This is a genomic window from Stenotrophomonas sp. HMWF003, assembly GCF_003061285.1.
Taxonomy (GTDB): domain Bacteria; phylum Pseudomonadota; class Gammaproteobacteria; order Xanthomonadales; family Xanthomonadaceae; genus Stenotrophomonas; species Stenotrophomonas maltophilia_AP.
Genome location: NZ_QAIW01000404.1, coordinates 1 through 1,903, shown reverse-complemented (window position 1 = coordinate 1,903; position 1,903 = coordinate 1). Strand labels below are relative to the sequence as shown.

Genomic DNA, 1,903 nt, shown 5'->3' with positions numbered 1-1,903 from the left:
GGCGAGGGCGGCAAGGTCACCTTCATCACCGGCGCACTGCCCGGCGAAGTGGTGAGCGCCGAGCCGACCGCGCGCAACCGCCATTTCGACGAGGCGCGCACCCTGGAGGTGCTGCAGCCGTCGCCGCAGCGGGTCACCCCGCGCTGCCCGCATTTCGGCGTCTGCGCCGGGTGCGTGTTGCAGCACCTGGAAGAGTCGCAGCAGATCGTGGCCAAGCAACGGGTCCTTACGGACAATCTGACCCGGATCGGCCATGTCACCCCCGGCAAGGTGCTGCCGCCGCTGGTGGGCGACAGCTGGGGCTACCGCCGCAAGGGCCGCTTCTCGGTGCGCCGGGTGGAAAAGAAGGACAAGACCCTGGTCGGCTTCCGTGAGCTGGACCCGCGCTTCGTGGCCGACCTGAGCCAGTGCCTGACCGTCATTCCGGAGATCGGCAGCAAGGTCTGGGCGATGGCGGCGTTCATCGAAACCCTCGACGGCAAGCGCGACATCCCGCAGATCGAGTTCATCGCCGGCGACGAGGCGATCATGCTCACCATCCGCCACATGCAGCCGCTGACCGAAGCCGACCGCGCCGCCTGGACCGCCTTCGGGCAGGAACATGGCTTTGCGATCTCGCTGCAGCCCGGCGGCGTGGAGTCGGTACAGCCGTTGTGGCCGGCCGAGGTGCCGCTGTCGTTCAAGCTGGCGCCGTGGGATGTGGAGCTGGCCTTCCGCCCGCTGGACTTCATCCAGGTCAATGCCTCGCTCAACGTGAAGATGATCGCGCTGGCGCTGGAGCTGCTGGAGGCCGGTCCGGACGAGCGCGTGCTGGACCTGTTCTGCGGGCTGGGCAACTTCACCCTGCCGCTGGCGCGTACCGTGCGTGACGTGGTGGGCGTGGAAGGCGATGCAGGCCTGGTCGCCCGGGCCCGGGAAAACGCCGAGCGCAACGGCCTGGCCAACGCGCAGTTCCATGCCGCCGACCTCACCCAGGACCAGCGCAACGCCCCGTGGATGCGCCAGGGCTTCGACAAGCTCCTGCTGGACCCGCCGCGTTCGGGCGCGATCGAAGTATTGCAGCAGCTGCCGCTGAAGCAGTTCAAGCGCATCGTCTACGTGAGCTGCCACCCGGGTTCGCTGGCGCGCGATGCCGGCTACCTGGTCAACGAACAGGGCTTCACCCTGGTCAGTGCCGGTGCGATGGACATGTTCCCGCATACCGCGCACGTGGAAAGCATCGCGGTGTTCGAGAAGCGCTGAGGCCGGGGCCACCGGCCGGGCGGCCGATGCATCGCATCGGCGCTCGACCGGGGCGGCCGCTTACGGCTGCGGGGCGTTGACCCACTGTCCGTCCCGCCACGCAAACGCCACGGTCTGCTCGCCGCGCTCGCCGCGCTCGCCGCCGGCACTCGCGCTGACCGTGCATTCGATCACCGGCGCGTCGTCGCCGACCGCGCAGTTGCGCACGTCCAGCACCTCGGCATTGTTCATGGCCAGGGTCAGATCCGCACGCGTGCCCGCATCCTGTTCGCGTGCCAACCGCGCAGCAAAGCCCTCGCGCAGCAGCACCTGCACGCGTGCCGTGGGCGGCACCGGCGCCGGCCGCTGACGCTGCTGCTGCGTGTACAGCAGCGCCCACGTGCCGTCGACCTGGCTGAAGCGCAACAGGCGGTGCACCGCGTCCGCGCCGTCCTCCGCGGTGACGATGCAGTCCACGCTGGGCGGGTCGGCGTCGGTGACCGGCAGGCAGCCGGACACGGCGTGCAGGCGCGGGCGGAAGGCCTCGGCCACCAGGCGGCTGCTGTCGCTGGCCGGGCGATCGGCGATGGCCTCGTCGAACAGGCGATCCATCGCCGCCTGGGCCTGCGCCAGGGTGGGATCGGGGGATGTGGCGGCATGCGCGACCGGCAGGGCCAGCAAC

At 70.2% G+C, this 1,903-nt stretch carries 2 protein-coding genes; one reads left to right on the top strand and one right to left on the bottom strand.

All coding sequences use genetic code 11. From position 1 onward, the window contains the following. On the top strand, nt 1–1,242 hold a 1,242-nt coding region (rlmD, locus tag DBR34_RS17370; RefSeq protein WP_258224071.1), incomplete at its 5' end, for a 23S rRNA (uracil(1939)-C(5))-methyltransferase RlmD. Between the two features lie 60 nt (nt 1,243–1,302). Here rlmD and DBR34_RS21535 read toward each other — a convergent pair. Next, the coding region (locus DBR34_RS21535) for a hypothetical protein (RefSeq protein WP_181394059.1) at nt 1,303–1,903 on the bottom strand (601 nt) is incomplete at its 5' end.